This is a genomic window from Anabaena sp. EIM26 (assembly GCF_057568715.1).
In genome coordinates this window covers 882775-907905 of sequence record NZ_CM172472.1, presented here as the reverse complement: position 1 = coordinate 907905, position 25131 = coordinate 882775, and the positions used below count along the sequence as shown (strand labels likewise).

20 protein-coding genes are annotated in these 25131 nt (G+C 40.0%); 9 read left to right on the top strand and 11 right to left on the bottom strand.

Translation table 11 applies throughout. The features are described from left to right. The first annotated feature begins 130 nt into the window (after positions 1-130). On the top strand, positions 131-1531 hold the full coding sequence (locus AC012T_RS03845) for a TldD/PmbA family protein (RefSeq protein WP_487063259.1): 1401 nt from the start codon (positions 131-133) through the stop codon (positions 1529-1531). Between the two features lie 507 nt (positions 1532-2038). On the opposite strand, the gene AC012T_RS03840 is transcribed toward AC012T_RS03845, so the two are convergent. From AC012T_RS03840 to AC012T_RS03825, 4 genes are all read right to left on the bottom strand, one after another. Beyond that, on the bottom strand, positions 2039-4735 hold the full coding sequence (locus AC012T_RS03840) for an SUMF1/EgtB/PvdO family nonheme iron enzyme (RefSeq protein WP_487063257.1): 2697 nt from the start codon (positions 4733-4735) through the stop codon (positions 2039-2041). Between the two features lie 6 nt (positions 4736-4741). Then, positions 4742-5146, bottom strand: coding sequence for a Pepco domain-containing protein (locus tag AC012T_RS03835; RefSeq protein ID WP_487063255.1), 405 nt, complete (start codon positions 5144-5146; stop codon positions 4742-4744). Between the two features lie 258 nt (positions 5147-5404). Beyond that, positions 5405-5599, bottom strand: coding sequence for a hypothetical protein (locus AC012T_RS03830; RefSeq protein WP_487063253.1), 195 nt, complete (start codon positions 5597-5599; stop codon positions 5405-5407). Then, complete coding sequence (locus AC012T_RS03825) at positions 5586-6071, bottom strand: PIN domain-containing protein (protein ID WP_487063251.1); 486 nt, start codon at positions 6069-6071, stop codon at positions 5586-5588. The genes AC012T_RS03830 and AC012T_RS03825 overlap by 14 nt, the downstream gene beginning before the upstream one ends. Positions 6072-6442: 371 nt before the next feature. On the opposite strand from AC012T_RS03825, the gene purL reads away from it, so the two are divergent. Together purL and purF are read left to right on the top strand one after the other, a co-directional pair. After that, on the top strand, positions 6443-8842 hold the full coding sequence (gene purL, locus AC012T_RS03820; protein WP_487063249.1) for a phosphoribosylformylglycinamidine synthase subunit PurL: 2400 nt from the start codon (positions 6443-6445) through the stop codon (positions 8840-8842). Positions 8843-9125: 283 nt separating this feature from the next. Beyond that, on the top strand, positions 9126-10646 hold the full coding sequence (gene purF, locus AC012T_RS03815; protein ID WP_487063247.1) for an amidophosphoribosyltransferase: 1521 nt from the start codon (positions 9126-9128) through the stop codon (positions 10644-10646). Between the two features lie 42 nt (positions 10647-10688). On the opposite strand, the gene AC012T_RS03810 is transcribed toward purF, so the two are convergent. Further along, entirely contained in the window at positions 10689-12008 is a 1320-nt protein-coding gene (locus AC012T_RS03810) for an IS4 family transposase (protein WP_487066390.1), read from the bottom strand. 242 nt (positions 12009-12250) lie between these two features. On the opposite strand from AC012T_RS03810, the gene AC012T_RS03805 reads away from it, so the two are divergent. After that, entirely contained in the window at positions 12251-12997 is a 747-nt protein-coding gene (locus AC012T_RS03805) for a Uma2 family endonuclease (RefSeq protein ID WP_487063245.1), read from the top strand. 95 nt (positions 12998-13092) lie between these two features. On the opposite strand, the gene AC012T_RS03800 is transcribed toward AC012T_RS03805, so the two are convergent. The 3 genes from AC012T_RS03800 to AC012T_RS03790 form a co-directional block, all read right to left on the bottom strand. Further along, positions 13093-13374, bottom strand: a complete 282-nt coding sequence (locus AC012T_RS03800; RefSeq protein ID WP_487063243.1) for a hypothetical protein — start codon at positions 13372-13374, stop codon at positions 13093-13095. Between the two features lie 58 nt (positions 13375-13432). Further along, positions 13433-14479, bottom strand: coding sequence for an ABC transporter permease (locus AC012T_RS03795; RefSeq protein ID WP_487063241.1), 1047 nt, complete (start codon positions 14477-14479; stop codon positions 13433-13435). Between the two features lie 171 nt (positions 14480-14650). Further along, entirely contained in the window at positions 14651-15169 is a 519-nt protein-coding gene (locus AC012T_RS03790; RefSeq protein ID WP_487063239.1) for an adenine phosphoribosyltransferase, read from the bottom strand. 438 nt (positions 15170-15607) lie between these two features. Here AC012T_RS03790 and AC012T_RS03785 point away from each other — a divergent pair, with 438 nt between their 5' ends. Both AC012T_RS03785 and AC012T_RS03780 read left to right on the top strand, forming a co-directional pair. Next, the gene (locus AC012T_RS03785; RefSeq protein WP_487063237.1) at positions 15608-16234 is read left to right on the top strand and encodes a DUF3038 domain-containing protein; all 627 of its coding nucleotides are present in this window, start codon (positions 15608-15610) and stop codon (positions 16232-16234) included. Then, positions 16231-17688, top strand: a complete 1458-nt coding sequence (locus AC012T_RS03780; protein WP_487063235.1) for a DUF4335 domain-containing protein — start codon at positions 16231-16233, stop codon at positions 17686-17688. Before AC012T_RS03785 ends, AC012T_RS03780 begins: the two co-directional genes overlap by 4 nt. Positions 17689-17826: 138 nt before the next feature. On the opposite strand, the gene AC012T_RS03775 is transcribed toward AC012T_RS03780, so the two are convergent. Beyond that, positions 17827-20097 carry a transglycosylase domain-containing protein gene (locus AC012T_RS03775; protein ID WP_487063233.1) on the bottom strand — a complete coding sequence of 757 codons (2271 nt, stop codon included), beginning with the start codon at positions 20095-20097 and terminating at the stop codon, positions 17827-17829. 443 nt (positions 20098-20540) lie between these two features. Here AC012T_RS03775 and AC012T_RS03770 point away from each other — a divergent pair, with 443 nt between their 5' ends. Next, a complete protein-coding gene (locus AC012T_RS03770; protein ID WP_487063231.1) occupies positions 20541-21017 on the top strand; it encodes a hypothetical protein in 477 nt (158 codons plus the stop codon). A 165-nt stretch (positions 21018-21182) separates the two neighbouring features. Here the strand turns inward: AC012T_RS03770 and lspA are convergent, their stop codons facing one another. Continuing rightward, positions 21183-21653 carry a signal peptidase II gene (gene lspA, locus AC012T_RS03765; protein ID WP_487063229.1) on the bottom strand — a complete coding sequence of 157 codons (471 nt, stop codon included), beginning with the start codon at positions 21651-21653 and terminating at the stop codon, positions 21183-21185. A 60-nt stretch (positions 21654-21713) separates the two neighbouring features. Further along, a complete protein-coding gene (locus AC012T_RS03760) occupies positions 21714-22301 on the bottom strand; it encodes a biotin transporter BioY (RefSeq protein ID WP_487063227.1) in 588 nt (195 codons plus the stop codon). 385 nt (positions 22302-22686) lie between these two features. Here AC012T_RS03760 and pstS point away from each other — a divergent pair, with 385 nt between their 5' ends. Both pstS and pstC read left to right on the top strand, forming a co-directional pair. Further along, positions 22687-23865 carry a phosphate ABC transporter substrate-binding protein PstS gene (pstS, locus tag AC012T_RS03755; protein WP_487063225.1) on the top strand — a complete coding sequence of 393 codons (1179 nt, stop codon included), beginning with the start codon at positions 22687-22689 and terminating at the stop codon, positions 23863-23865. A 314-nt stretch (positions 23866-24179) separates the two neighbouring features. After that, complete coding sequence (pstC, locus tag AC012T_RS03750) at positions 24180-25130, top strand: phosphate ABC transporter permease subunit PstC (RefSeq protein ID WP_487063223.1); 951 nt, start codon at positions 24180-24182, stop codon at positions 25128-25130. Position 25131 lies beyond the last annotated feature (1 nt).

The window sequence follows — 25131 nt, the reverse complement described above, 5'->3', positions numbered from 1 at the left end:
TTGTGTTTTGCACCAATTCCGTACACAAGAAGCCCTTACAGAATTAAACCTGAGTCCTATCTGTTATGGATAGCAAAATTGACCTAAATAGTTGCAAAATAAATACAGTTCGTCATGATCACTAACAAGAATGCCTAACTTACTTGCTGACGTACAAAATTTACTATCTGAGCTAATCGCGTCCTACTCCTCCCGTGTGGATTATTTGATGATTCGCTTAGAAGAGGCAGAAGGAACGGATATCTTGTTGCGTGGTGACAAGGTGGAAACCCTCAGCGAGGGCATTTCTATTGGTGGACATATTCGCGCTTGTTATAAAGGTGGCTGGGGGTTGAGTAGTTTTAACCAGTTGGCTACTATTAAAGAACGGATAGAAGAAGCGATCGCAGCAGCTCGGATAGTGGGAGACGAAGAAACCATATTAGCTCCCATTGATCCCATACAAGCTATATGCGAATTACCCTTAACAGGTATAGATCCGCGTCAAGTTTCCCTAAAGCAGAAAAAACAATTGTGCGATCGCTATACCCAATTACTCAAAAGCGTTGATTCCCGCATCACCACCACCTCTGTCCGTTACGGTGACAGCGCCCAAAGAGTAATTATTGCTACTTCTGAAGGCACTTTAATCGAGCAATCTTGGGTAGATATGGAAATGCGCTTTGCAGCCACAGCCAGAAACGGCGACACCGTACAAACTGGTAGAGAAACCATCGGTTCTCGCAAAGCCTATCAAGATCTAACAGATTTAGATGCCCAAGTCAAAGGTGCTGCCGAAAGAGCAGTTACCGCTTTATCCTTACCATCAGTCAAAGGTAATACTTATACCGTAGTTATTGACCCTATACTCAGTGGTTTATTTGTCCATGAAGCATTTGGTCATCTTTCCGAAGCTGATATGGCCTACGAAAACCCTGATTTACTAGAGGTTATGACCCTGGGAAGGCGTTTTGGTTCAGAAGAACTGCAAATTTTTGATGGTGCAGCCCCAGAAGGTCATCGCGGTAGTTATTATTACGATGATGAAGGCACACCTGCCACAACTACGCAATTAATTAAAGATGGTGTTTTGGTCGGGCGTTTGCACTCCCGTGAAACAGCCGGCAAATTAGAAGAAGCGCCCACAGGTAATGCCCGTTGTCTCGATTATCACTTTTCACCCATTGTGCGAATGACAAATACCTGGATTGAAAGAGGTAATACCCCCGTCGCCGACTTATTTACTGATATTAAAGAAGGGGTATATGCCCGCAATTGGTTAGGTGGCATGACAAACGGAGAAATGTTCACCTTCAGCGCTGGTGAAGCTTGGATGATTAGAAATGGCAAAATCGCCGAACCCGTGAAAGATGTCACCCTATCAGGTAACGTTTTCCAAACCCTCGCGGATATTGAAGGCATTGGTGATGATTTTTACTGGGATGAATCAGGTGGTTGTGGTAAAGGTGGACAAAACGGTTTACCTGTAGGTTGTGGTGGCCCAAGTTTACGAATCAAAGATGTGGTAGTTGGGGGAGAAAGTTCAGATTAATTTGTAATATAGAAAGTGATTAGTTTGACTGGTCACTTTTTTCAAAATTATCAAAAGTTGATTATTGATTTACGTAAGAATTCAGGAGTCAGAATGCTGAGGAAATGAAGATATAGAGAGAAACAAGATTTGATCAAAATCATTAAATTTGACTCAAAAAGTCTTTATTGAGATTTTTCCGCTATATTTTTGTAGCTGATTTGTTCTGGTGGTATTTCTGAATTAGTGATAGTTTGGGTAGTTTCGGAATTATTGAAATCAGCGCTATTTAAAAGTTTTAATTCTGCTGGTGGTAAAGATTTGATCCAATCTACATGATTTTGCCATGATTCGATAATTACTAAATCATGATTATGAATGCGGGTAAGTTCAGGAAAGAGAAAATCAAGTTCGTCGTGGGATTCACATTGATTAAAGTCAAACTAATCGCTTTTTTGAAAAAATTTTTAGATCACTCCGTTCCACTACGCTTAAAAGGGTAAAGGAAAGAAGGGAAAAGGGCAAAAATTAAAGAGTCCTTGCGCCGGAAACTACTAGCCGAAACCCAAAGGCGTTACTTCTGACACCTGGGCTGCCGTTGGTGCTACGATCCGCAGAACGGCAATACCTAGGGGTGCTGCCCCAAGAACCACCGCGCAGCACCTTTATATCGCTTCGACCTGTCAAAGCACTACCATCTGTAGGCGCGTTATTATAACTATCTATATAATCATCCTGACACCATTCCTGGACATTGCCGTGCATATCATACAAACTAAAAGCATTAGGGGGAAAACTTCCGACATCAGTAGTTTGTTTTCGATTTTTTCCTTGGAGAGCATCACCATAATGATAATCACCATCATGGTTGACTAAATCGGTGGTAATGGTTTCACCAAAATGAAAGGGCATAGTTGTACCTGCTCGACAAGCGTATTCCCATTCAGCTTCGCTAGGTAATCTATAGGTACGCCCGGTTCTTTGACTTAGTTTTTTACAAAATTCTATTGCATCATTCCAAGAAACCATTTCCACAGGGCGTTTTTTTCCTTGAAAACGAGAGGGATTTTTACCCATTATTTGTTCGTACTGTTCTTGAGTCACAACAAATTTGCCCATATAAAAAGCAGGTAAATTTACATCATGCTGTGGACTTTCACTATTATTCCGACCTTTTTCTGATTCTGGTGAACCCATTTTAAAAGAACCAGCCGGAATTTGTACCATTTCTAAGGTAATACCATTACCTAAATCTTCTTTAAAATATTTGGCTTCATTATTAGGGGTACTTTTGAGTTTTGTTCCTGTCTTATCAACTGTTGTTACTGTTGTAAACTTAAATTTTAATAATTCAGGTGGTTCTACAGGTAGTTTTACAGATGGTTTTGGTTGTTCCTTAAACATCTGAGTAAATACAATCGTAGTTACTAAACCTGTCCCTCCTAACCCAGCATAGGTTAAAAATTGTCTTCGATTTATAGAAGATAAGATTAATTGTGGTGTTACTGGAGAACTTACAGATTTTTCCTGTCTTTTTCTATTCTCCTCCTGAAGTTTTTGATATTCAGTTTCTTTTTTAGTAATAATTGGTCTTTCTATTTGTAATATTTCCTGATCTGTAAGTTGTAAAGAACGTTGTAATTTTTTAAACTTATTTCTAGTTACTTCACTAAGAGGATATTCTCTATCAATATTTCTTGAAAATTCTTGTTTATACTCCAATATATTTTGTTGATATATTTTTTCAGCTTCTCGTCCATTTCTTACTATCTCCTCTGCATATTGGCGTTGATCTTTTAATATTTTTTCATCAATACTTAAAAGTTCTATTTGCGATACTTCCTGATCACTGAGTTGTAAAGAACATTGTAATGTTTTTAAATGATTTTTAGTTACTTCACTAACGGGATATTCTCTATCAATATTTCTTGAAAATTCTTGCCTATACTCCAATATATTTTGCTTATGGCGTATTCTTTTAGCTTCTTGTTCCCGTTTAATTTTTTCTTCTTCCTGGACTTTTTGGTATTCAGCTTCTTTTTGAACAATAATTGGCTGCTCAATTTGCGCTATATCTTGCTGTTTAATTGATAAAGATTGTTGTAACTTTAGTAAATTATCACGACTTTTTTTATCCAGTGGAAATTTTTGCTCAACAGCTTTCAAAAAAGCTTGTCTATATTCTTCTTTTTTACGATTATTTTCTTTTATTTTTTCGGCAACTTGAGATATAGATGCAGGTGCTATAGTAAACTCACCTCTAGATGAAGTAGCAGATTCAGGATTAATAATAGGTTGAGGAATTATTAATGGTGCTGAAGTATGTTTTTTAATCGCAATTCTTTGAAGAGCCGATATTGCATCTAAATCAGCACGAGACACACCTAAAACCCTAATCCATAATTGTTCTGCTAACTCAAAATTGCCAGCATTTTCAGATAAGGATGCCTGTAACTTTAATGATTCAACATCTTTAAGAGTAGCAGATTGCTCTAATAAAATATAATACATTTTATATGGCGGTTCTGCTTTGAGGTAAGGATTTTGAGTAGGTTTTTTATATCTAGTATTTAATTGAGGAACAGAAGAATTTAAATATCTATCTAATCGTTCTACAGTGGCACAATTAGCTTCACCATGTAACCTTAAACCTGTTAATAGTGTATGGGTAAATGAACCATGTTGTAATTCGGCAATTTCCCAAGATTTTTGGTTAGCAGCACAGGAATAAAAAGTAATTACTCCTTGATGCTTTTCTTCACCTATTCCCAAACCGCTACGACTACTTTCTTCTCGACAGGCATCTAATAACAAAACTACATTATCAGCACGACTACGACGCAATCTTTCAGTGATATATTCAACGGAAATAGCTGTATGTTCAATATCACCAGGATCACTATCTGCAAGCATTAAATAGTCTTTGTCTGCATGACGCATACCATGTCCAGCAAAAAAGAACCATAAATTATCTTCTGGTTTTAATAGAGGTTGTTCAAATTGTGCTTGCAAAAATCGCCGCAACCGTCCGTAAGTTGGTTGAGTAGGAATAGGTGTATTAGCGGGAATGGGTGGAGAGTCCTCTGTAAACAGAAACACCTGATCAAATTTGGCTTCTTCCCGAAACCAAGCGGCCATTGCTTCTGCATCCCGTTTAGCAAAATTTAGGGGTTGCAGGTTGTCATATTGATTAATGCCAATACTAATTGCCCAATTCTTACCCATTTTAATCTATGGTTGTCGCTTGAATTTAAAAGTTAGACTGCCTTTACCTCCTACTTTTCCCCCAGTTCCGAATAAACTAAGTTGTCCTTCCCCATTGACTTCTACTGAAACTTCTACTTCATCCAAGCGAATTTTTGAATCATTAGTATCGGCTTCATCCAAGCATTCTCGCATAGCTTGTATAAATCCCCTCATTTCCTGCTTGAGTTTTGTTACCTCAACTTTACGTCTGGTAATTATTACTTTGTCTTTTTCTTTAGTGACTATTATTTGTTCCTCAGTAGTCTTACTTCCCAGTAATCCACCTGTATCACCACTACTTCTAGCACCGCTAATAGTCGTCGTTGAGGTTTCTGCTACTTCTTCAGTAATAATCCATAAGCTGTCTGGGGTAGGAAATTCTGCTGACATAAAATTTAGTGGTTACACCTGCGTATTATCTACATGGCAAAATATTACTATTATCAAAGTTATACGTCAATATAAACCTGATCCAGTTACAATTTCCGGTAAACCAAACAGAAGCCAGGAATATTTACCACACATCCATATCCCCGACTTCTTTTTTCACTCTTATTAATAAACGATTAATTCATGCTAGAAGTCGGGGATCTTTAACCTCATTGATCAATAAATAAATCTTTTTATAAACCTATTTATCTTTTTCCGCTAGATAGTTTCTTGATGTTTCTTAATATCTGCGAGTATTTCATCCATTGTCACCTGATCCAACCATTGATGACGTTCTTCTGTATAGTCTCCACTACCATTATCAAATTGACGAATAAATCGGATAGCGTCAACATATCCTAAAGCATCTACGAGAGCTTGAAATCCTTTTCTGTATAATTCAATTGGGGTCATTTTCTCCTCCTTGTACAATATTATTGGTAGCTTCTGCCAACCAGATCATTGGATTAGCAACTATTATATTTATATTATCCTTATAGCTTAATGATTTTGACAATAGACGGCTATCAGTGGTTAGGAAAATATCAGCGTTATTTTCAGCACAAGCCAGATGAAAAGCATCAAAATTTTTAATATTAAAGGTTGTTAATTCTATTGCTCGTCGAGAAATTTCTTCTGTGACTAAAATCTTATCATGAGCCATTGTTAAGACTTTTTGTACTTGTTCTCTCCTGTTTATATCTGGAGTTCTCGCAATTTCTAATTCTAAAGCTGTGCTACCGACTAATTGCCATTTGCCAGATAAACAATGATTGATAATTTCTAAAATTGCTTCAGTTTCTAGCCTAATTCGCCATTGAGTTTGGTCGTCAAAAGGACGATTAAGGCAACAAACATCTAAATATATTCTATATTGTTTATTCATATTTTCAGAACATTTCTTTTTGTAAATACTGTTGCAACATATCAGTTAAAGTTTTTTCGGCTAAAAAAGCATCATAAGGCGACCAAACTTCATAAGTTTTACCATCTTCAAGAAAAGTTAAATTTTCTGCACCTTTAGCTAATTCTGCGGCTAAAAATTGAATAGCTTTAATTTTTTTGATCAGATAATTTTCGCAGTGATGGCAAAATTTCTGTCAATGTCATAAAAATACAGGGTAAAAACTGGTTACATCATAACATTATGAATAACTTTATAATTGATAATTTATTGACAAGATTAAAAAGAAATCCATGATCTTAATTGCCGTAAACAGATAGAATATTTCTCTGTCCTCTTGGTGCATAACTTCCATGACCACATTTGGTGAAAATCCCTTTTCTCCCCAAGAAATTGCCTCAGAAGGCATAAAACCAGAAGAATATACCGAAATTGTCCGCCGCTTAGGCCGTCATCCCAACAAAGCCGAACTAGGAATGTTTGGGGTGATGTGGTCAGAACATTGCTGTTATAAAAATTCCCGACCTTTACTCAAACAGTTTCCCACTACAGGCCCCCGCATCCTTGTTGGACCCGGTGAAAATGCCGGAGTTGTGGATATCGGCGACGGACTACAATTAGCGTTTAAAATAGAATCCCATAACCACCCTTCAGCCGTTGAACCCTTCCAAGGTGCTGCTACAGGAGTAGGTGGCATATTAAGAGATATCTTTACAATGGGGGCGCGTCCCATAGCTTTATTAAACTCTTTGCGGTTTGGAGATTTGAATGATCCGAAAACCCAACGATTATTTACAGGTGTAGTATCTGGTATTTCACATTATGGTAATTGCGTTGGAGTTCCCACAGTAGGGGGTGAAGTGTATTTTGACCCCGCCTACTCTGGAAATCCCCTTGTCAACGTCATGGCCTTGGGATTGATGGAAACTTCGGAAATTGTCAAATCAGGGGCTTCAGGCTTCGGAAATCCGGTGCTGTATGTGGGTTCAACTACGGGACGGGATGGCATGGGTGGGGCAAGTTTTGCCAGTGCCGAATTAACTGATGAGTCAATGGATAATCGTCCGGCTGTGCAAGTAGGAGATCCATTTTTAGAGAAGTCTTTGATTGAAGCTTGTTTAGAGGCATTTAAAACCGGGGCTGTAGTTGCTGCCCAAGATATGGGCGCAGCTGGTATTACCTGTTCTACCTCTGAAATGGCTGCTAAAGGTGGTGTAGGGATTGATTTTGATTTAGATAAAATTCCGGTGCGGGAATTGGGGATGATTCCCTATGAATATCTGCTTTCGGAATCTCAAGAACGAATGTTGTTTGTTGCCGAAAAGGGACGGGAACAGGAATTAATTGATATTTTCCACCGTTGGGGATTGCAAGCGGTGGTTGCGGGTACGGTAATTGAAGAACCCATTGTGAGGATTTGGTTTGAGGGGAAAATTGCCGCCGAAATCCCCGCTGATGCTTTGGCAGAAAATACGCCTTTGTATGAAAGAGAATTATTAACAGAACCCCCCGAATATGCCCAAAAAGCTTGGCAATGGACAAGTGATAGTTTACCTGTTTGCAATGCTGAGGGAATTGAACTTGGGGGAAGTCTACAAAGTTGGCATGATATTTTATTAACTTTGCTAGATACTCCTAGCATTGCTTCTAAAAGCTGGGTTTATCGCCAATATGATCATCAAGTGCAGAATAATACGGTATTGTTACCGGGTGGTGCTGATGCGGCTGTGATTCGTATCCGTCCTTTAGAAGCACCCCAAAATCCAAAATCCGGTTCATATCTTTCTTTGGCCCAAAATCTAAAATCCGGTGTTGCGGCTACGGTAGATTGTAATTCTCGTTATGTCTATCTTGATCCTTATGAAGGGGCTAAGGCTGTGGTGGCTGAAGCTGCCCGGAATCTTAGTTGTGTGGGCGCTGAACCCTTGGCTGTGACAGATAACCTCAATTTTGGTAGTCCTGAAAAACCGATTGGTTATTGGCAATTAGCATCGGCTTGTCGGGGTTTGAGTGAAGGTTGTCGTGAGTTGGGAACACCTGTGACTGGGGGAAATGTTTCTCTATACAATGAAACTTTTGATGCGGAAGGTAATCCTCAACCAATTTATCCGACTCCGGTTGTGGGTATGGTGGGGTTGATTCCTGATTTAACAAAAATTTGCGGACAAGGTTGGCAAAATGCAGGTGATATAATTTATCTTCTTGGTTTACCTATTCAATCCAAAATCCAAAATCCAAAATCTAAAATAGAACTGGGTGCTTCTGAATATTTAGCAACGATTCATAATACTGTTGCAGGTAAACCCCCTAGAATTGATTTTGATTTGGAACTTCGTGTCCAAAAAGCTTGTCGTGATGGTATTCGGGCTAGTTGGGTAAATTCTGCCCATGATTCGGCTGAGGGTGGTGTGACTGTGGCTTTAGCGGAATCTTGTCTTTCTGGAAATTTGGGGGCGGAAATTAATTTCCCAATTAGTGCAAATCACGATTCCCGTTTTGATGAAGTTCTTTTTGGTGAAGGTGGAGCGAGAATTTTAGTTTCTGTAAGTGAAGAAAACCAAGAAGCATGGGAATCCTATTTAGAGGAGCATATTCCTGAGCATTGTCAACTACTGGGAACAGTGACTAATTCTGGGAATTTGGAGATTTTAACCGCTGATAACCATAAGTTACTCCAGGTTAGTCTCGAAGATATGAGCGATCGCTATTCTCAGGCAATTTCTAAACGTCTCGCTATCTACACCAATACTTGATCAATATCAAAAATCAAGGTTTGTAAATGAAAATTTACAATTAATACTTGATTCTTAACCAATTTACGGTACTGTTTTAATGGATGGTTAAAGATTTATTAAGAGGTAGAAGAAGGTGACAGGTGACAGGTGACAGGTGACAGTAAAGAGGTGAAGAGGTAATAGAAGAGACTATACAAGTATTTTTCTCCCCTGCCCCCTGCCCAGTTCCCTATTTACCTCAACCCTATTTCCCATCCCTCAGTTCCCACTGACTCGACACCCCACCAGGAGTAAAACCAGCATGATTCCCATCCATTCCGTTACTTCGGATGAATACCCCCATAGCTTGCGTGGCGCAGCCATACTTGCCAACAACCAAATCAACAGTCATGAAAATCGCCCTGACAAGCCAGAAGAAGCTTGTGGTGTTTTTGGCATTTATGCCCCAGAACAAGACGTTGCTAAAATGACCTATTTTGGATTGTACGCCCTCCAACACCGGGGTCAAGAATCTGCTGGTATTGCCACCTTTGAAGGTACGCACGTACACCTGCACAAAGATATGGGTTTGGTGTCTCAAGTTTTTAATGAAACTATTTTAGAAGAATTACCCGGTGAATTAGCTGTTGGTCATACTCGCTATTCAACCACCGGTTCTAGCCGTAAGGTGAACGCCCAACCCGCTGTTGTCGAAACTCGCTTGGGTTTATTGGCTTTAGCACACAACGGTAATTTAGTCAACACAGTGCCACTGAGAGAAGAATTACTCAAAAGTAATTTTAACTTAGTTACATCCACCGATTCAGAAATGATTGCTTATGCGATCGCTCAAGAAGTCAACAGCGGTTTAGATTGGCTAGAAGGTTCAATTCGTGCCTTTAACCGTTGCGAAGGCGCATTTAGCCTAGTGATTGGTACACCTGATGGTATCATGGGTGTACGTGACCCCAACGGCATCCGTCCCTTGGTAATCGGGACTTTAGATAGTGATCCTATCCGTTACGTACTCGCTTCCGAAACTTGCGGTTTAGATATTATCGGTGCAGAATACCTGCGTGATGTCGAACCAGGAGAATTAGTTTGGATCACCGAAGCAGGTTTAGCCTCCTTCCATTGGAGTCAACAGCCTGAACGCAAATTGTGTATCTTTGAAATGATCTACTTTGCGCGTCCTGATAGCCTCATGCACAACGAAACTTTATACAGTTATCGAATGCGCTTAGGACGAAGAATAGCCAAAGAATCCCCCGTAAATGCCGATATAGTTTTTGGAGTTCCTGATTCTGGTATACCTGCTGCCATTGGTTTTTCCCAAGCTTCTGGCATACCCTACGGTGAAGGATTAATTAAAAATCGCTACGTCGGCCGCACCTTCATTCAACCCACCCAAACCATGCGAGAGTTAGGTTTACGCATGAAACTTAATCCCCTCAAAGATGTCCTTGCTGGTAAAAGAGTAATCATTGTTGATGATTCCATTGTCCGAGGAACTACTAGCCGCAAACTCGTCAAAACATTGCGTGAGTCTGGTGCAGAAGAAGTACATATGCGGATTTCTTCCCCTCCTGTGACTCATCCTTGCTTCTATGGTATTGATACCGACACCCAAGATCAATTAATTGCAGCCACTAAATCAGTAGCAGAAATAGCCAAACAATTAGAAGTTGATAGTCTCGCTTATTTAAGCTGGGAAGGAATGTTAGAAGAAACAAGAGAAGATACTAATAGTTTCTGTTCTGCTTGTTTTACTGGTGATTATCCTGTGCCTATTCCTGAACAAGTGAAGCGTTCTAAATTGATATTGGAAAAAGCTGTAGTTTAGATCATTCTATCATCTTGTGGGGTGGGCATCTTGCCATTGGTGTCAAGTTAAGGCATCAGCCCAAATGTCAAGAGAGCGAGCAGCCGTTCGTCGGTGACGTTGACGGACGGCCTTGACTAAACCCATAGAACGATGATGTTCGACAAGCCAAGGAATAAGTTGCAAATCAGGAGCGAGTAAAAGTGCGCGGTGGAAAAAATATAAACTGCGAAAAACCATTTCCACAGAAATGCGTTCTAAAGGTTGTTGTAAAGCAATAGCGACATCAGCACACAAGTCATTGAGGACAGCGTAGAAAATCCAGGTAGCATATATTTGCATCTGTACACCATTAGTGCCACCAACCCACAAATAGGACAAGCCCAATAAACGCTTAGTCAATAAAAATGCGTCCTCAATTCGCCAACGTCGGCGGTATAAATCACAAACCTCCTGTGGTGAAAGCTGTTGTGGGTCAAGAACATTAGTCAAATAATGATACCAAGTCTTACCCCATAATACGGATACTTGGCGCATGGGATAGCGACATGGGTTGGTATGATGCAATCCCATTTGAATAATTTCATCCCTGTAGTGAGAGCCGCTAGAAAGTACACGCACTACCTTATATCTAACCTTTTCCTTTTGGCGCGTGAGAACATACTTGCCGGCAGCAGTTAGAGAATCAAACCACTCAAAACCATAAAATCCCATGTCTACTATGAGTAAACCACCATCAGGTAAAAGTTCTAACAATGCTTGCCACCAACGAGTCTCATTCCGCTTGGCATCAGCATCATACCAAACTGCTACAGGAATATGAGTGAAAGCTTCTACTACCATCAGCATTTTTCCTGCCAACACTGAACCTGTTTTTTCTTGCAATTGTCCGAAGTGCTTTTTCATGGCTTCGAGTGTTGAGGCATCACAAATCCAAATGGCGGAAAATCTCTGCGCCACTGATGCCCAGGCTGGAGCTAATTCTTTTGCATTCCTTTTTGCTGCTAGACGTTCTACTACTTGCTCAAACATCTTGGCAAATAGATGCGCCGGTAAACTGTTGAGTCTTTGGGACAGAGCTTGCTTGCTGACTTTTGTTGCCTCTACCCACATTAATCCTTCTACTTCTAGGCAGCGCAATACATCTGTTAAGTGTTGTACTTGTCGATATACTAGACTCAGTATTATTGCTGCCATTACTGGTAGGGTTAATACTCTTGAGCGCAAGCTTCGCTCTTTGTCTTTTACCCCTTTGAGGTTGGCAAATGTCCCTGGACTTAATAGCCCAATCAACCGTGATTCTATTTCTTCACTAGCTGGAGCAGGTACGCTAACTTGATGGCGAAAGTCTGGATTCCCTTGTTTTTTCCTTGGTTTACTCATGGCTCTTTTCAACACCCCTGTGTTGACTTTTACCATTTATTTCCCACTCTTGACACAAATCCATTTTTCTTAACTTGACACCAATGGCATCTTGCCCGCCCAAATCTTTAATTGTCTGAATCAGGATTTACAGGATTTAAAGATTTACATAAGGTAGATCATAGCCCCATCCTCGCTTGCGGGAAGGGGTTTCTTATCAAAAACTGCTATATACTAATAGTTAATCCCTTTATCTAATTGCTATGGTTGTCACTGCTTCGACCTACAATAATATTACCTGGGAACTATTACCGGAAGATTTCATTTTAGATGATGAACCAGTGGATAATGTTAATCAACCTTCTTTAGCTGCTGCATTAACTGAAAGCCTACAAATAGCAGGAAAGCTCCCAGAAACTGCCCTCTCTACAACCAATTACGGCATCTGTGCGACAGTTAACGACAAATTTGTTGTAAAAGCACCTGATTGGGCTTACATACCGCAAATTACCGTCTCTAGAGAGCAAGTAAAACGCAGCTACACCCCTCACAAACAGGGTGAAATTCCTGTGGTAGTAATGGAATTTCTTTCTGATACAAATGGGAGTGAATATTCTAGCAAACGGACTTATCCACCTGGTAAATGGTTTTTTTATGAAGAGGTTTTACAAGTTCCCAACTATCTAATTTTTGAACCAGATAGCGGTGTTTTAGAAGTTCATCGTTTACAAGATTTAAGAAAATATCAATTACGTTCTCCAGATGAAAACAACCGTTATTGGTTAGAGGAGATGGAATTATTTATTGGTGTTTGGGAAGGAAAGCGAGAAAATCGTCAAGGATATTGGTTAAGATGGTGGGATAAAGAAGGTAATTTGTTATTGTGGGGGTTTGAGTCGGTAGAAAAAGAAAGAAGAGAAAAGGAACAAGAACGAAGGGAAAAAGAAGCAGCCTTACAACGTTTACAAGAATTGGAAAAAAGATTGAGAGATGCAGGAATTGAACTTTAACGGATTTTCAGGATTTATAATTGTCAGAATAAGGATAGAAGATAATTAAGAATGTTCGGTAAAATAGATTATTGCTTCCTTGTTCACCTAAAAAATTAACTATGCTGCAAAAATTTAATTTTAGGTAATAAAGGATCACTCACAATTCCTGTACCAGCAAAACTCCAACGTTTTACCAAACTTCCTACTTGTGTACCTGTAACAGATTCGACGGTTAAACGATTGGCTAAATCAGCTGCATGGGTGTTCAAATAACTGAGAGCATCAAAATCTTCTTTAAACAATAATAAATATCCTGATGTGTTATCATCAACACGCGCTGTGAGATATTTACCATCTGTTCTTGACCGAATAATATAATAAACTTCAGAAAGCATAATTCTGGGGACTGGGGACTAGGTACTGGGGATTGGGAAAGGAAAAATTGAATAATGACTAATTTAAATCTTCTAATTTGATTCTTGGATCTGCTGCTTTTAACATTAAGTCAGCAATTAAATTACCGATAATTAATAAAACTGCACTCATTACTAAACTGGCCATTACTAAATATTGATCTTTTGCTAAAACGGCTTGTAAAGTCAACTTTCCTAAACCGGGCCAGTTAAAGAAGTTTTCTGTGATAAATGCACCACTTAATAAACCTGCTAATTCAAAGCCTAATAAAGTAATTAAGGGGTTAATAGCATTTCGCAATGCATGAACATAAATAACGCGGTTTTCTGGTAGTCCTTTAGCGCGTGCTGTTTGGATATAATCTTGACGCAATACATCCAATAATTGTCCACGCATGATGCGTTGTAACCCGGCAAAACTGGTGATACTTAGGGCAATTAACGGTAAAATCATGTGCCAGCCAATATCTAAGATTTTACCCAATCCTGTGAGTTCAGCGTGATCGATGCTAGTCATGTTACCCACTGGGAATAATGGGGTAGTTATTTGGGCTAAGAATAAGAGAAATAAGGCGGTGATAAAACTAGGGAATCCTTGTCCAGCATAGCTCAATACCTGTAAAATCTTGTCTGTGGGGCGATTTTGCTTAACGGCAGCAAGTGTACCCAAGGGAATAGCAATCGCCCAAGTTACAATTAAAGATGCGATCGCTAACAACAACGTCGCTGGTACTCTTTCCCATAACAACGACGATACAGAACGTTGGTAAACAAAACTTGTCCCAAAATCACCTTTAGTAATAATTTGTTTCAACCAAAATACAAATTGTTCTGGCCAAGACTTATCTAACCCAAATTGTTGTCGTATTTCCTCAATCCGTTCTGGTGAAATTTTTGGGTTTTGTCTCAGTGTATCTACATAATCTCCTGGTGACAACTTCATGATAAAAAACGACAAAGCCGACGCTAAAAAAATCGTTAATAGCGCCTGCAATAATCTTTTGATTACATAAATAAACGTCTCATTTGTCACTAGTCTCACTAGTGCATTCCGAGTTGTCTCCAGGGAAATTTTCGTAGATGTCATAATTTGCCAGTTATCACTTAGAGTAATCCAATAATTAACAATCAAGAATTCAAGAGTCAGAATTTAATTCTGAATTCTGTGCAAATGCTGGATGTAGCTTGCTTCTTGGCAGGAGTATAAACGGGTTTAAGTCGCCCACGAATTTATTCTGACTCCTGACTCCTTCTAATTTCAATATTCAACCAAAGAAATAATCGGCACATCAGGCAGATGTTTACGCCCTTGCAAATCCCGTAGCTCGATAATAAACCCAAACCCCACAAGTTCGCAGCCAATCTTCTGTACCAACTTAGCCGTCGCGCTTGCAGTTCCACCCGTAGCAATCAAATCGTCTACAATCAAAACCTTGCTACCTGGTTGCAAAGCATCCTGATGCACTTCTAAGCTGTCTGTACCATACTCTAGTTCATAATCAATACTGTGAACTGCCGCTGGTAATTTTCCTTTTTTGCGGACAGGAATAAAACCAGATCCTAATTTATAAGCTAAAGGTGCGCCGAAAATGAACCCCCGCGACTCCATTCCCACAACACAATCAATCTGAAATTCAGATTCAATACATTTTTGTGTTAAAAAGTCAATAGTATAGCGTAAACCCTCTGGATCACGCAGTAAGGTGGTAATATCCCTAAATAAAATTCCTGGTTGAGGAAAATCTGGTATGTCACGAATCAGAGACTTTAAATCCATAAAACAGTGATTAGGTAATGGGTAATGGGTAATGGGTAATGGGTAATGGGTAATGGGTAATGGGTAATGGGTTAGGAGTGTTTTCTAGCCTCTGCTTTCGATTCCCCAGTCCCTAGTCCCCAATCCCTGATTCCAGATACCTGAAAAATCGTACACTATAATGTCATACGCTGGAGATTGAGGCTTGTGTTTCGTCACTTGTTGACAATAACTTAAAATTTGATCCCAGCTGATGTATCTTGGCTACTAACCTTAAACAAGTAGGTGATTTAATGGTTTAAAACTTTCATTACAGTATAGGGAAATATGTGAGTAACGAAAGTAAGTATTGTATATATTGAGATGCTCATGTCACCACCAGCCTAAGTGCTGGTTTGGCTATCTATCTTAAATTTTGTTTCACTCAGTTTGTTGGCAGCGCAGAAGGTTTTTTAGAAAATGAATGTTTCCGCAAGTTTAACGCCGTTCGATAGTCCAACTCCTGAGGCAATGCCCATGATTTTGGATACTTTACCAGATCCAGCGATCGCTGGACAGGGATGCCCCCGCAGAACCACTTTGCAAATAGACCTCATGTTGCTTGCAATTGAAGCCTTAGAGCTTGGCGGTTCTGAAGCTATCCTCGCCTTTGCCCAAGAGTTAGACCTGACAGGAATTATTAAAAATCGGGTAAACTTATGGCGAATGAGAGCTTCTAATCCCTTACGAAGAGCGCATATCCGCCGCCCGTTAAGTATCATAGAAGCGAAAGCTTTAGTAGTGATTGCTTGCTACATAGCCCGACGCTTAACAGTTGTCATCCGTCAGTTACTAATGATATATCAGCAATTGTCTGAAAAACAGATTCCACTAGAACAAAATCTACGTCTAGCTAATTACCTAGAAAGGTTTAGAGCGCATTTTAAAAGCCGGATGAATTCCAGACGTTCTGTTTTATTAACCCTAAATTCTGATGAAAAATTAGATGACCTGGCTATAGATTTATTAGGAAAATTACTATTCTGCACAGGTACAGCTGGAATGCAGCGGTTCTGGATTTCTCTTTTTGACGGTGAAGTAGAATGAATATTCAACGTAAATACAGTTTACCTAATTGCACGCTGCTCTTAGAAGGGTTAAGTGATGTCACCCTATCTGGTCACTTTCAAGAACTGCGTCCAGAGCTATCTATATTGGTCAATGCAGAATGCTATTTATCTAGTTATACTCAGCCCATAGCCGGAGGGCGGGAATTTTTTGAAAGCTTGGTGAGAGCAGTCAGTGCCTATGCCCAAGAATTTTTAAGTAGTGTACCCAACCCCCAAGCACATAATGATGCAGAGTTAGTAGAGTTGCAAAAAATTGATAGCAATCGACATAAGTTGATTGTGCATTCAGAAATTGCTACCGAAGGTTTTGAGTCTAAATCAAATGATCTTAAACAGCCATTTATTCAAGTTGATTTGAATACTGTGCAGTTGTTTGATTTAGTTGAAGCTGTAGATCAGTTTTTTGCTGACACCCAAACTTTACCAGAATTATCACTGGAACTACAACCTGTCACCAGACGTTATGGTGGTACTAGTCAAGCGGTATTAAAACAAGCAGTACCAGCGACTGTAGGATTATCAACTTTAGCCGTTGCTGCGATCGCTTTCAGCTTAATTCCTCCCCCCCAAGTACGTCCACCAGAACCAAAGCCAGAAGAACAGTCCAGCACCACTACACCGACAACCTCACCCACAGCCATAGCCTCGGAAACACCAACTACAACACCGACAACCTCACCCACAGCCATAGCCTCGGAAACACCAACCACAACACCGACAACCTCACCCACCGCAATTATTAAGGATTTAGAAGCACTTCTAAATTCAGTTCCAGAAATTACAGATCCTTCCCAGTTACGCGCATTAAATCGCCAAGTTTATAACCAAATTCACCCAGCTTGGAATAATCGTTCTGAAGTAAAAGAGAATTTAATTTATCGTTTGGGTGTAGCTGCTGATGGTAGCATCGTCGGTTATAAAGCTGTAAACAAAGGATCAAATGAAGCAGTAGACAAAACCCCACTGCCAAATCTACTATACAATCCTGCTAACCGTAATATTGCTAACGAACGTATCGCCCAATTCCGAGTAGTCTTTACTAAACAAGGCATCTTAGAAGTCAGTCCTTGGCTGGGATATGCTAGAAAACCAGAGGTAATCGGCGAAAAAATCAATGACACTAACACAGTCAAAGATTTAAACCAAAAGCTTTATAAAACAATTCGCCAAAATTGGAGCATTACACCTACTTTTAACAAAGATTTAAAATATCGGGTAGCAGTAAACACAATTGGTGTAATTGCGGACTATGAACCACTCAACCAAGTAGCATTTGACTTTTTTCGAGAAACACCATTGCCACAAATGTTCCAAACAGTATACGGTTCAAATGCAGCTGCTCCTAACAACAAAGAACCCCTAGCTCACTTCCAAGTAGTATTTAAATCTAATGGAACATTGGAAGTTAGTCCTTGGCAGGGGTACAGATAATAATTCGTAATTACTAATATTTCCTGCGGAAACGCTCCGCGAACGTAATTCGTAATTGAAGATTAATAAATTCGTAATCACTATTTCTTAATTCATGATTGAAGATTAATTACGAATTATGAATTACGAATTACGAATTTATTTAGTAATTCTCCCCATATAATTTCCCCATAACTGAGCGGCTTGAGCGCTGCTACCAGATGTGGGGGAATTATTATCATTACCTAACCAAATACCAGTGACAAGTTGCCGACTAGGAATAAAACCAATAAACCACAAGTCCACGTTTTTATCAGTTGTACCGGTTTTCCCCCCTTCACCCAGTCCCAGGGAAGCACTGCGGCCAGTACCTCTAGTGATGACACCACGCATTAATCTCACCATCTCATCCGCCACTCCTGGCTTTAATACTTGCCTGTTACCATCTGGATCTTGGTCAAAGGAATAAATGACACGACAGGTTTTTAAATCCTGACGATCTTCACAATCGCTACTGTCTAAAATCCTACTAATGGCATGAGGAGGATTCCACACACCACGATTGCTAATAGCGCCAAAAGCTCCAGTCATTTCTAAAACATTGACGACACTTTGACCTAGAACTAAACCAGGAACTGGATCAAGTGAGGACTGTACCCCAAGACGCTTGGCCATATCCACTACTTTATTTAATCCCACTTCTCTGGCAACCCTTAAAGCAATGGGGTTTTCAGAAAGAGCTAAACCTGTGGCTATATCTAAACTACCACCGCCACCAGACCGACAGGGCTTGTAGGTAAAACCTTGCCAAGGGAAAGACGCGCAGGAATAACTTCTGGATGATGATATTCCTTGTTCAAGTGCAGCAGTGTAAGCAAAAATCTTGAAAGTGGAACCAGGTTGTCTTTTTGCTTGAGTAACACGATTAAACTGACTTGTTCTGTAATCAACTCCTCCTACCATTGCCAAGATACTGCCACTTCTAGAGTCCAGAGTTACCATACCCCCTTGTGAAAACCGAAAACTTGAACCTGCGTTACTAACTGAATTTCGTAGTGCTGATTCTGCCTGGGCTTGAATGGCTGGATCTAACTGGGTTTCAATGATATAGTTACCCTCTCTTGCTGCTCCTTCCCCTAAAATTGATTCCAGTTCTTGAAAGACGTAATTATAAAAGTAAGGGGCAATTGTCTGAGCTTGCCTTTCACAGACTTTGGGACTAACTTGGACGGTAGATCGTCTGGCGCGATTGGCTTCTTCTGGGCTAATTTTGCCCATTTCCAGCATTCGTTTGATCACTCGATTGCGGTAATCAGCTGCTCCGAGTTTCTTTGGCCCATCTCCACAAAAATCGAAGGCGTTGGGAGCAGGTAAGATACCTACCAGTGTCGCCGCTTCTGAGAGAGTTAATTCTTTAGCTGACTTTTCAAAGTAATATTTAGCTGCATCTTCAAACCCAGAAGTATCCCCCCCCAAAAATACCCGATTTAAGTAAGAGAGTAAGATTTCATCTTTACTGTAAAAGGTTTCTAGCTTCAGTGAGACAATTGCTTCCCTGACTTTACGCCCCAACGAATCTTGTCTACCTACATAATCGCGGAATAAACTGCGGGCAGTTTGCTGGGTAACAGTACTAGCGCCTTGTTGGACATCACCTGTGCGGCTATTGATGAGTACGGCTCGCAAAATTCCTAAAGGGTCAACCCCAAAGTGCCAGTAATAACGACTGTCTTCAGAAGCGACGACAGCAGCAGGTAAATAAGGGCCGAACTCTGACAACTGTTTTAGGTCTACGTGAGCAATATTCCGAGGCTCTCGGAGTGGGGTAGAGCCATCACGGGCATAAACAATTACAGGGGCTTGTGTAGCTGTCGGTAGGGGTTTGACAGTAAATTTAGTCCATTCAATACCAATTCCTAGGGCCAATAAAGCGCTGACACTGCCAACACCATAAAACCCCCAAGTCGCTACTTTAATATACCAGGCTGGAGGATCGACGTATTGTAATCGGACAGAGGCAGCAAGCTCTGGTGGACCCAGGGTAAAAACATCTCCATGACGCAGTTCGAGAGAAGTGACTCGTCGCTTACCAAGATAAATTCCATTGGTAGAATTTTCGTCTTTGATGGTGAAAATTGGCGTTCGTTGGCTGGAATCGCGAGAGAGGGAGAGGTGAATTTGACTAACTACTGGGTTACGGACAACGATATCGGAGGATTTGGAGCTACGACCGAGAATATAGCGATCGCCTAATAGGGGGTATATTTCCGCTTTATCCGCTCCCGCATCCTGCACCCAGAGTTCCGGTACTTTGGCATTAGGCTTGAGCGCCAGTTTGGAAAAATCAACCCTAGCTTGAATAGTATTTACTGCTTGAGTCAGTTGACCAAGTAAAGTTTGTGGCTTTTGAGGAGGTTGCGGGAAACTCATCGGCTATATCACATCACATCTATATAGTGAAGACAAAATTGCAGGGATCGCAATTTTAATGCTAGTCTGACACCATTTTACTCACAAGCCAAAAATAAATTGAATGTACTGAATTTTTATTGTAGCCTATAATACATGGCTATATCTAGCTGGCAAAACTAACTGGTGATTTTTTGCACTAGTTTATATATTCAGATATTTTTACTACTCCAATCAGATGCTTATTTTATCTGAAAAAGCTGTTCACTTACGTTCAGCTACTATATTTATTTTTGTATTTCTAAAAACTACCATGAAATTAACAAAAGTTTTAAATGTTACCTTTACTCAAGAGTAGTATCACTTTTCCCAATAATTTACATCTTCATTTAGGCAGATTTTGTCCAATAAATTGTTTGATTTAATTAGCGAAGTGTTCCGTTGACCTTGAGGTTAATTTCAGAATGAAGGGAAAATCTCTGACCTTAATTGGTACAGCCATAACTTTGGCATTTACTAGTAATGTTGCTATGGCTGAACCTAGTAAATCCTTGTTTACCGAATCGAGTGACTCATCTATTAGTTCGCCAACGGAAATTAAAATGTCACCTGAAGGGATGAAAATTCTCTGTGAATATTTCCCTCTGAATTCCCGTTGTCCAGGTGGTACACCGCTTAATGCCAATGTCCCTTCTCCGGTTCCAGCAGTAGAAACTAATCCTGGTGAAAATAACGTTAATCCTGATACAAATATAGTACCAGAAACACCAACTTCCCCAGAGTCTAATAATTCTAGTCAATCAATTCCTGCACCACAAAGCCCTTCTTCACTTGAATTTGGTAATTCAGGTAGCACTACTAAACAAGATGAAGGTCTTTCTAATCAAGTACCCGCAACTATTGTGCCACAAACTCCTGCATCTGATATTCGCACTCCTTAATGAACAAGTCTCGCTACGCTTATTTGTTCAAGTAAGGCATTGTTAAAACATTTGTATTAAAAAATAATCTCTATCACTAATACCATTGCATTTTTGAATTTCAAAAATCCACTGATTTAGCGATGGAGATTTAAATTTGGGTAACGCTACCTCTTAATCTTAGATTTATCTTCGATGAGAAGTTGGTGTTTGTGGCAATGAGGCAATTAACAAGCAAACAATACCAATACTAATAAAAGAATCTGCCATATTAAATACAGCAAAGTTAATTAGGCGAAAGTCAAGAAAATCAACTACGTAGCCTAAGAAAAATCTATCAATACCATTACCCATAGCTCCACCTAAAATCAAACCATAACCCAACTGCTCCCAAAGAGTTAAGACTGGGCCTAGTGATGCGATCGCTATCAAGACTAAACTTACTCCTAATGATAGCCAGCGTAACCACTCTACTCTTCCACTTAACAGACTAAAAGCTGCACCAGTGTTTGTGACATAAGTGAAGTGAAATATCCCTGGCAATAATGGTAGTGTTTGTCCTAAAGCAAAGGTTCTCACTACCCAGTATTTTGTCAGTTGGTCAAGAAAAAAAGCGAATAAGGCAGAAATCCAAAAGAGGCGATTTTTTAAACGCATGGTAAATTAGTCATTAGTCATTAGTCATTAGTCATTGGTCATTTGACAGACCACTAGTGACTAATAAAACATTATATGTCGTAGCACATAAGCTACTATGGTGACAGCACAAACTACAACTAACTGCCCTGGTAGTGAAAACCAGGAATATTTTAGAATTGCTTGTATTAAAGGTAAATTTTCTGCACCTCTGCCAGGGAAAAGATAGCTGATCATCAAATAAGCAATACCGCAGATGTGTACTGTTAATAAGCCACAAAAGCAACTAAAAGCCAGTGTTTCTAACCGAGGTCTAGCTTTAAAGGCAAAATAACCACAAATCCAAGCACCTGGAATAAAGCCCAGGAGATAGCCAAATTGAGATAACTTAACATAACCGATACCGCCTCCTTCGGCAAATACAGGTAATAAAGTTAATCCCATGACTAAATAAGCAATTTGCGAAAGCGCACCAGCATTTTTGCCTCCTAAACAACCTACCAAAAGCACTGCGCCAATTTGATAGCTAACACCTAATGAAAAAGTTTTAATTCCTTGCTGACTCCAACTCCAAGGAAAGGTAGTGCCATAGGCTTCTAGGAACGTGCCACCCATTGTCAGGAGTAAGCCAATCATGGACCAAAGTAATTGATTGGAAGCAGCAAACATTTATCAGGCAACAGGGAAAAAGGCCAAAGAAAAAACTAACAGCTATCAGTATAAGCGAACGATACTAATCTAGGTTTCAGATATCCTAACTGCTTTGTAAAACCATAAATCTACCACGTTCTGCAAGCATTTTAGATATATTTAATGTAACTTGATTAAAAAAATAAATATTGCCGAATAATTACCAGTAATTATTATGAAAAATTTACGGTTAATCAGTATAATATATGGCACATATTAATGATGTATATCTTCATTATTCGTCTGCAAGAACAAAAAAACATTGCTTTATTAACCTTTTGTTTACCTTTTGTTTACCTTAGGGTGAATCATTAAGAGGTATCTTAGAGGCGCTCATCTGGCAATTCACAAAATTTTGACAACAATGCTATTACGTCTAATTCCAGTAAAGAATAATTGTCTTCAAGCTTCTATAACCGTATTAGCACTGACACTAGGTCTAGCTGCTTGTGGCGGAGAGTCAACCCCAGACAAGGCTGCTACAACTGAAACTCCTGGAACTACTCAAAACACCACTGCTTCTAGTCCAGCCAAACTGGATCTTGGTGGAAATATTACCTTAACTGGTGCTGGTGCAACTTTCCCAGCGCCATTGTATGCAAGTTGGTTTGCTGATTTAAACAAAAAGTATCCCAATTTGCAAGTTAGTTATCAGTCAGTGGGTAGCGGTGCTGGTGTTGAGCAATTTGTCCAAGGTACTGTAGACTTTGGTGCCAGTGATGTGGCGATGAGTGATGAAGAAATCGCCAAAGTACCCCAGGATAAAGGCGTGCTTTTACTGCCTGTGAGTGCAGGTAGCATTGTACTGGCTTACAATCTGCCAGACGTTCCTGAGATTAAACTACCACGAACAGTTTACACTGACATATTGCTAGGTAAAATCAAGTCATGGGATGATCCAGCGATCGCAAAAGCTAACCCTGAAGCCAAGCTGCCCAAACAACCAATCACTGTTGTATATCGTGCTGATGGTAGTGGGACTACAGGTGTGTTTACAAAACACATGAGTGCTATTAGCCCAGAGTGGAAAACTAAAGTTGGCGATGGTAAAAGCGTAAACTGGCCTGTGGGAGTTGGCGCTAAAGGTAATGAAGGTGTGACAGCCCAAATCCAACAAACTCAAGGTTCTATTGGTTACATTGAGTATGGCTACGCCAAACAAAATAATATTAAGTTTGCCGCTTTAGAAAATAAAGCAGGTAAATTTATATCTGATAACGAGGTGTCAGCCTCTAAAACCCTGGAAGCCGTAACTCTTCCAGCAAATCTCCGCGCCTTTATTGCTGATCCAGAAGGTGCTGATTCCTATCCTATTGTTAGCTACACTTGGATTCTGGCTTATAAAAAATACTCTGATGCGGCTAAAGCCAAGGCTGTTGAAGCCACAATTGAGTACGCTTTGACTGAAGGACAAAAACTTGCTCCTGAATTAGGTTATGTTCCCTTACCCGCAAATGTGGCTGCTAAAGTGGCTGCTGCTGCTGACCAAATCAGTCCTGACTATAAAATTGCTGTTGGTGATGGTACTAGTGCGAGTAACTAAGTAGGTTGGCGTTAAAAATTGTCGTTGGGATAAGGCACTTAGTCTCGGCTTTTTGTCTAACCGCAATACTCAAACAATAGGTTAGCCAAAATAATTTAATTGACCAATCAGTTGGGAACCCTGATTAGTTAGTGTGTCAGATGCAAAAAACAACGAAGCAATAATTAGGGCTTGCTGTAGTCACTAAATATCAGGACAGCTTTGATTATTTAGTGGGTTCATACTCAGTACTCGGTACTCAATACTCGGTACTTTTTTCTTAAGTCTGGTTCCCTCTCACATTTTTTCTGATTTGATTTTTACAGTCAGTATTTATGACTACAAATTTTCAGAATATGCCATCAGCGATTAAACAGCGCTCGGAAATAGACAAATCTCTAGATCAGGGATTTATTTGGTTGACACAGCTTTTTGCTCTAGCGATCGCGGGAGCTTTATTATGGATCACTGTACAGGTTGCTATTGGGGCTTGGCCTGCCATTCAAGAGTTTGGTTTTGGCTTTTTATTTAAAACCACTTGGAACCCTGTAAATAATGAATATGGGGTGCTGCCACAAGTCTATGGCACTCTGATTAGTTCTTTTCTAGGATTGTTATTAGCTATACCTATTGGTGTCGGCACGGCTGTTTTACTGAGCGAGAATTTTTTGCCATCTAAACTGCGCTTGGTACTAGTATTTTTAGTAGAACTACTCGCAGCTATTCCTAGTGTTGTCTATGGAGTATGGGGCATTTTTGTATTAGTTCCGATTTTAACTAATTTGGGAAAGTGGCTGCATAGTACTTTGGGCTGGATACCATTTTTTAGTACCCCACCCACTGGTCCAGGAATGCTACCGGCTGGAGTGATATTAGCAATTATGACTTTGCCAATTATCACAGCTATTTCCCGTGATGCCTTAATTTCTGTACCCTCTAGTTTACGTCAAGCAGCGATCGGATTGGGAGCAACCCGTTGGGAAACAATTTTTCAAGTTATTATCCCCGCTGCCTTTTCTGGCATTGTCAGCGCGGTGATGTTGGCACTTGGGAGAGCAATGGGAGAAACTATGGCTGTAACAATGTTGATTGGTAATTCCAACAACATTAATATTTCCTTACTCGCTCCATCTAATACAATTTCGTCTCTACTGGCCAGCCAATTTTCTGAAGCCAGTGGGCTACAAATTTCAGCTTTAATGTACGCTGCTTTAGTTCTGTTTTTTCTAACTCTGGTAGTGAATGTTTTGGCAGAGTTTATTGTTCTCCGGGTTAAGCGATTGTAGT

Excerpts from the sequence above, each read along its gene's own strand:
- AC012T_RS03810 (WP_487066390.1), bottom strand. The coding sequence starts at position 12,008 with ATGAGTAAACCAAGGAAAAAACAAGGGAATCCAGACTTTCGCCATCAA.
- AC012T_RS03775 (WP_487063233.1), bottom strand. The coding sequence starts at position 20,097 with ATGAGTTTCCCGCAACCTCCTCAAAAGCCACAAACTTTACTTGGTCAA.
- pstC (WP_487063223.1), top strand. The coding sequence starts at position 24,180 with ATGACTACAAATTTTCAGAATATGCCATCAGCGATTAAACAGCGCTCG.
- AC012T_RS03835 (WP_487063255.1), bottom strand. The coding sequence starts at position 5,146 with ATGTCAGCAGAATTTCCTACCCCAGACAGCTTATGGATTATTACTGAA.
- purL (WP_487063249.1), top strand. The coding sequence starts at position 6,443 with ATGACCACATTTGGTGAAAATCCCTTTTCTCCCCAAGAAATTGCCTCA.
- AC012T_RS03845 (WP_487063259.1), top strand. The coding sequence starts at position 131 with ATGCCTAACTTACTTGCTGACGTACAAAATTTACTATCTGAGCTAATC.
- AC012T_RS03840 (WP_487063257.1), bottom strand. The coding sequence starts at position 4,735 with ATGGGTAAGAATTGGGCAATTAGTATTGGCATTAATCAATATGACAAC.
- AC012T_RS03795 (WP_487063241.1), bottom strand. The coding sequence starts at position 14,479 with ATGACATCTACGAAAATTTCCCTGGAGACAACTCGGAATGCACTAGTG.
- AC012T_RS03770 (WP_487063231.1), top strand. The coding sequence starts at position 20,541 with ATGAAGGGAAAATCTCTGACCTTAATTGGTACAGCCATAACTTTGGCA.
- AC012T_RS03760 (WP_487063227.1), bottom strand. The coding sequence starts at position 22,301 with ATGTTTGCTGCTTCCAATCAATTACTTTGGTCCATGATTGGCTTACTC.
- AC012T_RS03790 (WP_487063239.1), bottom strand. The coding sequence starts at position 15,169 with ATGGATTTAAAGTCTCTGATTCGTGACATACCAGATTTTCCTCAACCA.
- AC012T_RS03825 (WP_487063251.1), bottom strand. The coding sequence starts at position 6,071 with ATGAATAAACAATATAGAATATATTTAGATGTTTGTTGCCTTAATCGT.
- pstS (WP_487063225.1), top strand. The coding sequence starts at position 22,687 with ATGCTATTACGTCTAATTCCAGTAAAGAATAATTGTCTTCAAGCTTCT.
- lspA (WP_487063229.1), bottom strand. The coding sequence starts at position 21,653 with ATGCGTTTAAAAAATCGCCTCTTTTGGATTTCTGCCTTATTCGCTTTT.
- AC012T_RS03780 (WP_487063235.1), top strand. The coding sequence starts at position 16,231 with ATGAATATTCAACGTAAATACAGTTTACCTAATTGCACGCTGCTCTTA.
- purF (WP_487063247.1), top strand. The coding sequence starts at position 9,126 with ATGATTCCCATCCATTCCGTTACTTCGGATGAATACCCCCATAGCTTG.
- AC012T_RS03800 (WP_487063243.1), bottom strand. The coding sequence starts at position 13,374 with ATGCTTTCTGAAGTTTATTATATTATTCGGTCAAGAACAGATGGTAAA.
- AC012T_RS03805 (WP_487063245.1), top strand. The coding sequence starts at position 12,251 with ATGGTTGTCACTGCTTCGACCTACAATAATATTACCTGGGAACTATTA.
- AC012T_RS03785 (WP_487063237.1), top strand. The coding sequence starts at position 15,608 with ATGAATGTTTCCGCAAGTTTAACGCCGTTCGATAGTCCAACTCCTGAG.
- AC012T_RS03830 (WP_487063253.1), bottom strand. The coding sequence starts at position 5,599 with ATGACCCCAATTGAATTATACAGAAAAGGATTTCAAGCTCTCGTAGAT.